Here is a 6,910-nt window from a genome sequence, read left to right as displayed (position 1 = left end):
AAGCTTCTCAGCGCCGATGGTACTGCACTCGGGAGGGTGTGGGAGAGTAGGTCGCCGCCGGACAATCGTTTGATGTGGGAAGGGCCTCCTGGATTAGGGGGCCCTTCTCGCGTTTACGGCCCTGTGTTTACGGACCTTCGTTTACGGGCCTGTGTTTACGGACCTGCCTGCCTGCGTGTTTGCTTGGTTGGTTGGTGGGGTTTGGTCGGGTTCCGTTCGGGGCGGGTTCCGATCGGTCGGGCTTGTTCGGGCTTGTTCGTGCGGGTTTCGGGCGGGTTTCGGGCGGGTGGGTTTCGGTCGGGCAGACCGCAGGCTTGTGGTTGGGCGGGGCGCAGCCGGTTGGGCTGCGGGCGGGCGGGTTCGGCGCGGGTTTCGGGTGGTTGGTTTGGGGTTCCGGTGGCGGGGCCCCTTTTTTGCGTTCACGAGAAATTCAGCCCGGCGTGTGGGTCGTCGTCGGTGTCGGTGGTGGGACTGGGCCGTTCAAAGGGTCACGGGCAACAAGCCTTACGGCTTTGGAGGACCGAGTAGTCCTCGGATACCTGCATGGCGACCACGTATCGGCCTTCGGCGCGGACGCGTAGCCACTCGGCCAGCCATGGGGTCCCTTCGGGCACCCAGTAGTACGGCTTGTGCGTGCCGCCGTCGTCATCGAAGAGCTCTGCGCCGGGCATGACCGTGAGATCGGGGTCCGTCTCGGTGTGGGACGAGGCGAACTCCACGGTCACACCGTCGCAGACCAGGGCCGGCAGGTCGCCGACATCGTAGATGTGGTCGGCATCGCGAGGATGCGGCTTGCCGCCGTACTCGCGCCAGTAGTCCCGGATCTCGGCCGTGGCCGGACACAGTTGGAACCGATCGAGGAAGGCGTCGATGTCGCCGTTCCAGAGGTAGGCCCGGTGCAGGGTCAGCGTGCACTTCGCGGAGAAGTCTTCGGTGACTTTGAGATCGTCGTCGCCTCTGCGGCATCGGTCGAGCCCGCTGTGGCCCAGTTCCTTGGTGAGCACTCCCGTGCGTGCCGTCCAGTCGAGGCGCATGGCGAGCGCCTTCCTGGCGATGGCCCGTTGCTCCGCCACCTCCGAGGCCGTCGGCGTGATGGCCGGGGAGCGGACGGCGAGCTCCACGGCACAGGAGGAGAGCACGAGCGCGACTGCCGAGAGCAGCGTGGTGGCGAGGTGTGTGGGCGGTGTCACATCGTGTGAGATGCGCGAGGGGCAGCCAAAGTTCGGCGGCCCGTTTCCGCCGGGGCGGGGAGAGGCGTCAGACGTGCAGCTCGCCGGAGAGCACCGTGACCGCTCGCCCGGCGAGATGCACACGGTCACCGTCGACCTTGACGCGCACGAGTCCGCCACGGGCGGACAGTTGCGCCCCTGCCAGCTCGGCCCGGCCCAGGCGCTCCGACCAGTAGGGCGCCAGCGCGCAGTGGGCGGAGCCCGTGACAGGGTCTTCGGGCACACCGACGTTGGGGGCGAAGAAGCGGGAGACGAAGTCGGCAGACGAGCCGGCGGCCGTGACGATGACGCCGCGGGCGTCGATCGTGCCCAGGGCCTCGATGTCGGGGGTGAGCGTGCGCACCGCCTCCTCGTCCGAGAGCTCCACCAGCAGGTCGAGATCGCTCCTTCCGACCTGCACCGGAGCGACCCCGAGCGCTTTTTCCAGACCGGCCGGAAGTGTGGTCGGTGTCACTTCTTTGGCCGGAAAATCCATCGTGATCATGCCGTCGGAGGTGCGATTCACCGTGAGTGTTCCGCTGGCCGTCGTGAATTCGACCGGGCCCGACGCCGTGCCCGTCGAATACAGGACATGTGCCGTGGCCAGCGTCGCATGGCCGCAGAGCGACACCTCGACCGCGGGCGTGAACCAGCGGAGCGAATCACCGAGCAGGAAGGCGGTCTCGGACAGTCGCATCTCGGCCGCCACGGCCTGCATCCATGAGTCGGGAGCGGCGGACTCCAGCAGGCAGACCGCCGCGGGATTACCCTCGAAAGCAGTGTCAGTGAAGGCGTCTACAGTGAAGAGGCGCATGAGTTGATGCTATCGGGGGAGAGATATCCAGATGAAACCAGGCTGCAAGCCGTAGAGAATGAAATTAGTCGTGGGCGTGTCGCATGGCGAACACGGAATCGTCGGTTACCGTCCAATGTGTAGGGACGTGCCGATTACGGTGAGTTCCTGAGGAAAGGACAAACCGATGGGGGCAGTGCGCAAGGTGGTGAGCTACCTTGGCCTGGGCGGGATTGATCACTACGACGAGCAGTACGACGATGAGCAGTACGAAGAGGAGTACATGCCGGCGACGGAGCGGGCTGCCAGGAGGTGGCGTGCGTCCGTTGACTCGTCACGGATCGTGATGGTCCAGCCGCTCAAGTACAACGACGCACCGATGATCGGCCAGCACTTTCGTGACGGTCAGACGGTCATCATGGACGTGACAGGCATGCCGATGCCCGAGGCGACCAGGATGGTCGACTTCGCGGCGGGTCTGGCCTATGGCTGCGAGGGCCGGATCGAGCGCATCGCCGATCGGGTCTTCCTGTTGGCGCCGGCCCACGTGGAGATCGAGACGTCCTAGGCGGCGCGCGGGCCGCGACGGATCAGCCGGGTGAGCTCGGCTGAGTCGTCCGCGGCCTGTTTTGCGCGTGCGTCCGCTTCGCGGGCGTAGGCGTGCAACGCCCACACGGCCCCGTCGGCCAGCTCCTTGAGCTCGGCGATCCGCGCGGCCACGTATGTGGCGTCTGATTCGACGGCCTTACGCCGCAGCCAGAGCAGCCGGCCCGCGAGGCCGAGCAGGGCAGCGCCTGCCCCGGTGAGCAGCCAGCTGGTCAGCGGCGCTCCGGCCAGGCAACCTACTCCAGCGACGATCAGCAGGACGGCCGCCCATGGTGGGCGGCGGGGCGGCATCCCCTCAGCCACGATCGCGGCCTCGGCTTCGGCGAGAGAGTTGTCGTCGGGGCCTTCGGGGCGCAGCAGGATGTGGTGGCCGAGCAGTGTCACCGTGAGCGTGGCGGGCGGGGTGAGGTGGCAGTCGGCCTCGAGCTCCTCGGCCACGGCGCGCAGGAGCGGCGCCGCCACGTGCAGGGCGATCGCCGCCAGGTGCGGGTCGGCGCCCGGGCGCAGGTCGTCGAGCAGGTGTGAGGTGAGTGAGGCCATCGGGCCCGAGGGGCCTCCCAGGCCGATGAGCGAGCGGAGCACGGCGAGCGGCTCGTCTTCGGCCCAGGCCGTGACAGGGCTGGCGGCCTTGTTGGTGAGCGGGGTGGAGGAGTCGTGCTCCGCCTGCTTGGTGGAGGTGATCTCCGCGCAGCGGGCCCGCAGCCGGGCCAGTCGCGCGGCCGCCTGGGCGGGTCTGGCCAGCTCGGGGATCTCGGCCATCTCCGGGAAGTCGATGAGGGAGACCGGCACCACCACGGTGGGCTCGCCGGGCACGACCGCCTGCACCCATTGCCGCTGGTCGGCGTGATCAGGCATGCCCAACGCGTCGAGTTTGCGGAGCACGAAGATCTTACCGGCCGGACCGTAGGCGCCTCTGGCGGCGGCCAGCCAGAGCGAGCGCTGCCCGTGGGTCACCGGCTGGTCGACGGAGAGCTCCCCGAAGGCGGTGCCGAGCCAGGAGGCGTGGATGCGGCTGCCGTGGCCCGCGACGGCCAGGGCCAGGCAGAGGAAGAGCGCGGTGCGCTGCTGGTCGCGGCCGGCGGCCTTGCTCAGCGACTCGAGCGGATCGTCGCCGGCGAGTATCGCCACCAGTGCCTGAACGGCCGGAGGCAGCCAGTTGCCGGGGATGTCGTTGAATCCAGGTGCGCTCGGAGGGGCGGTGCCGTTGGCGGCCAGATGCGCCAGCAGTGCCTCGGCGTAGCGGTGTAGCTCCGCCGTCGCTTGGGGGTTGGCAGTCAGGTCCGTGCTCAAGGCAGAGAACTCCCCCATCTTCGGCCCGGTTCATGACCGCGTAAAGCCTATCGGTGGGCGCGCCAACCAGGGGGAGGCGCGCCCACCGAGGGTGTCACATGCGTTCGGGGACAGGGACGCCCAGCAGATCGAGCCCGGACTCCAGCACCTGGAGGGTCAGCGCGCACAGCGCGAGCCGCGAGGCGCGCGTCTCGGCGTCGACGCCCTCCTTGAGCACCGGGCACTCCTCGAAGAAGGTGGTGAAGGCGGTGGCCGTGGCGTAGATGAAGGCGCACAGCCGGTGGGGCTCGTTCGACGCGGCGGTCTTTTCCACCACGGCCCCGAAACCCAGTAGCTGGAGGGCCAGCGCCCGCTCGGCCGGATGCCCCAGGACGATCGGGCCCGTGGCGGTGGCCGGGTCGACGTCGCCCCTGCGGAAGATCGAGCGGATTCGCGCCTGGGCGTACTGCAGGTAGGGGGCCGTGTTGCCGGTCAGCCCGAGCATGCGGTCGAAGTCGAAGACGTATTCGCTGTCGTGGCTGATCGACAGGTCGGCGTACTTGACCGCGCCCATGCCGACGGCGTGGGCGATCTCCTCTCGGGTCTCCTTGTCGTAACCGCGATCGGCGATCACCGCGGAGGCCCGATCGACGGCCTCCTGTAGCAGGTCCGTCAGCTTGACGGACTCGCCGGACCGGGTCTTGAACCGGCGCCCGTCCTTGCCGAGCATCATGCCGATCTGGACGTGCTCGGCCGACACGGTGTCGGGCAGCCAGCCGGCCAGCCGGGCCGCGGCGAACACCATGCGGAAGTGCAGCGCCTGGTCGGCGCCCACGACGTAGAGGATGCGGTCGGCCTTGAGGTCGTGGACCCGGTAGCGGATCGCCGCCATGTCGGTGGAGGCGTAGCCGTAGCCGCCGTCGCTCTTCCTGACGATGAGCGGGAGCGGAGTGTCGTCGGGGCCGGTGAAGCCGGGCGGGAAGACGCAGAGCGCGCCCTGGCTCATCACGGCCACCCCGCTGGCCTCGAGGTCGTCGCAGGTCTTCTCGAGCATTGGGTTGTACATGCTCTCGCCGGCGATGTCGGCGTCGGCGAGCGTGACGCCGAGCATGGAGTAGACCTTGTTGAAGTAGCGGACTGTCGCGTCCATGAAGACGTGCCAGAGCCGGATGGTGTCGGGGTCGCCCGACTGCAGCGTGGTCACCCGGGCGCGGGAGCGCTGCTTGAACGCCTCGTCGCCGTCGAACTTCTGCCGGGCGGCCTGGTAGAACTCGGTGCCCATGCCCGCCTCGAGCTGCGCGACCGCGGCCTCCTCGCCGATGTCGAGCAGGTGCTCGATCAGCATGCCGAACGGGGTGCCCCAGTCGCCCAGGTGGTTTTGCCGCACGACGGTGTTGCCGAGGTGCTCGTGGATGCGGGCCAGCGAGTCGCCGACGATCGTGGTGCGGAGGTGGCCGACGTGCATCTCCTTGGCCGCGTTGGGCGCGGAGTAGTCGATCACCACGGTCTGCGGCGGCATGGTGGTGCCGACCCCGGTGCGCGGGTCGGCCAGCATGTGGGCGGCTTCGGACGCGATCCACGAGTCGTCGAGCGTGATGTTGAGGAAGCCCGGGCCGCTGACCTCGACCGTGCCGGGAAAGTCGGACAGCTCGGCGGCGAGGGCCTCGGCGACCTCCCGCGGGGACCGTCGCAGTCGCTTGCCCAGGCTCATCGCGACGTTCGCCTGGAAGTCGGCGAACTGGGAGGGCCGGATCAGCGGGTCTGCGTCGGCGTGCTCGGCACCGAACGCGCGGGCCAGCGCCTGCTGGACGCGCTCGGTGAGCACAATCTGCGGGTCGGTCATGTCCTAAGGGTACCGGCGACCTCGACATCGGCGCCGTTCCGGCGGCGATCTCGCCGCGCTGGCATGACGATCGGCTCAGCGGCGGCGGTGGGACTTGTGCGCCGTGGCGACCCGGTCGCCGATCGTGGCCACGATGCCGCCCGATGAAAGGTCCACGGCGAGCTGGCAGGCGGCACTGATGCCCGGCGCTCTGGACGATCCGTGTGCGATGACGACGGTGCCGTTGAGGCCGAGGAGCACCGCGCCGCCGTGCGCCTCGGAGTCGAGGCGGCGATGGAGGTCGCGGATGCGTGAGCGCTGCATGAGCGCGCCCAGTTTGGCCACCCTGCTGTCGCTGATCGTCTCCCTGAGCTCGCGGAACGCGTAGCGGACGGCGCCCTCCATGGTCTTCAGCGCCACGTTGCCGGTGAAGCCGTCGGTGACGATCACGTCCACGCATCCGGTCAGCAGGTCGAAGCCCTCGATGTTGCCGGTGAACTGGATGCCGGGTGCGGCCTGGAGCAGCTCGTGAGCGCGTTTGACCAGCTTGTTGCCCTTCTCGGCCTCGCCGCCGATCGTGAGGAGGCCGACCTTCGGCCTGGCGATGTCGAAGGCCAGCTCGGCGTAGACGGTGCCCAGCTGGGCGAACTGCACCAGCATTTCGGGCTTGGTGTCGGCGTTGGCGCCCGCGTCCAGGAGCAGCGTCGGGTGTGGCAGCGTGGGGAGGGCGACGGCTATGGCAGGTCGGAGCACGCCGTGCTGGGCCTTGAGCCTGAGTCTGCCGGTGGCCACGACTCCGGCGGTCGAGCCCGCGGACACCACCGCGGACGCGTCGCCCCGCCGTACGAGATGACAGGCGACGGCGATGCTGGAGCGGGGGCGGCGCAGGCTGGCCAGCGCGCCCTCGTCCATCGCCAGGGCCTCCTCGGCCCGTACGATCGGGATCTCCTTGGTGGCGTCGTGGTCGGCGAGGGCCTCGTAGAGCACGCGCGGCGAGCCGACGAGCACGACCGGCAGCCCGCGCTCGCGCACGGCGTGCACCGCTCCCGCGACTATCTCGTGCGGCGCGTGGTCGCCGCCCATGGCGTCGAGCGCGATCGGCTTGTTGTCGGACACTGGTCACCTCGTACGGGCATACGAACCCATCGTCGCCGATTGGCAGGAAACGCGGGCTCGGTTATGTCCGCATCGTAGGCAGGGCGGATGCCCAGG

The 6,910-nt window shown here is 69.1% G+C and carries 6 protein-coding genes; 1 reads left to right on the top strand and 5 read right to left on the bottom strand.

What is annotated here, in order from left to right:
- Nucleotides 1–488 precede the first annotated feature (488 nt).
- Both AB0C16_RS37235 and AB0C16_RS37230 read right to left on the bottom strand, forming a co-directional pair.
- Nucleotides 489–1,190, bottom strand: a complete 702-nt coding sequence (locus tag AB0C16_RS37235) for a hypothetical protein (protein WP_357690359.1) — start codon at nt 1,188–1,190, stop codon at nt 489–491.
- Nucleotides 1,191–1,257: 67 nt separating this feature from the next.
- Nucleotides 1,258–2,022, bottom strand: coding sequence for a PhzF family phenazine biosynthesis protein (locus tag AB0C16_RS37230; protein ID WP_357690357.1), 765 nt, complete (start codon nt 2,020–2,022; stop codon nt 1,258–1,260).
- A 166-nt stretch (nt 2,023–2,188) separates the two neighbouring features.
- On the opposite strand from AB0C16_RS37230, the gene AB0C16_RS37225 reads away from it, so the two are divergent.
- Nucleotides 2,189–2,569: a cell division protein SepF gene (locus AB0C16_RS37225; protein ID WP_357690355.1), complete on the top strand. Its 381-nt coding sequence runs from the start codon at nt 2,189–2,191 to the stop codon at nt 2,567–2,569.
- Here AB0C16_RS37225 and AB0C16_RS37220 read toward each other — a convergent pair.
- From AB0C16_RS37220 to plsX, 3 genes are all read right to left on the bottom strand, one after another.
- The gene (locus tag AB0C16_RS37220; RefSeq protein WP_357690353.1) at nt 2,566–3,897 is read right to left on the bottom strand and encodes a hypothetical protein; all 1,332 of its coding nucleotides are present in this window, start codon (nt 3,895–3,897) and stop codon (nt 2,566–2,568) included. The genes AB0C16_RS37225 and AB0C16_RS37220 overlap by 4 nt on opposite strands.
- A gap of 94 nt (nt 3,898–3,991) precedes the next feature.
- Complete coding sequence (gene argS / locus AB0C16_RS37215) at nt 3,992–5,719, bottom strand: arginine--tRNA ligase (RefSeq protein WP_357690351.1); 1,728 nt, start codon at nt 5,717–5,719, stop codon at nt 3,992–3,994.
- Between the two features lie 75 nt (nt 5,720–5,794).
- Entirely contained in the window at nt 5,795–6,814 is a 1,020-nt protein-coding gene (gene plsX, locus AB0C16_RS37210) for a phosphate acyltransferase PlsX (protein WP_357690349.1), read from the bottom strand.
- Nucleotides 6,815–6,910: the final 96 nt, after the last annotated feature.

The sequence above is a fragment of the Nonomuraea sp. NPDC048916 genome, assembly GCF_040649575.1.
Taxonomy (GTDB): Bacteria; Actinomycetota; Actinomycetes; order Streptosporangiales; family Streptosporangiaceae; genus Nonomuraea.
This window is presented reverse-complemented; position numbering and strand designations above follow the sequence as displayed.

What these genes read in the sequence shown, in the direction of transcription:
- AB0C16_RS37230 (WP_357690357.1), bottom strand. Translation starts at nt 2,022, where the DNA reads ATGCGCCTCTTCACTGTAGACGCCTTCACTGACACTGCTTTCGAGGGT.
- AB0C16_RS37225 (WP_357690355.1), top strand. Translation starts at nt 2,189, where the DNA reads ATGGGGGCAGTGCGCAAGGTGGTGAGCTACCTTGGCCTGGGCGGGATT.
- argS (WP_357690351.1), bottom strand. Translation starts at nt 5,719, where the DNA reads ATGACCGACCCGCAGATTGTGCTCACCGAGCGCGTCCAGCAGGCGCTG.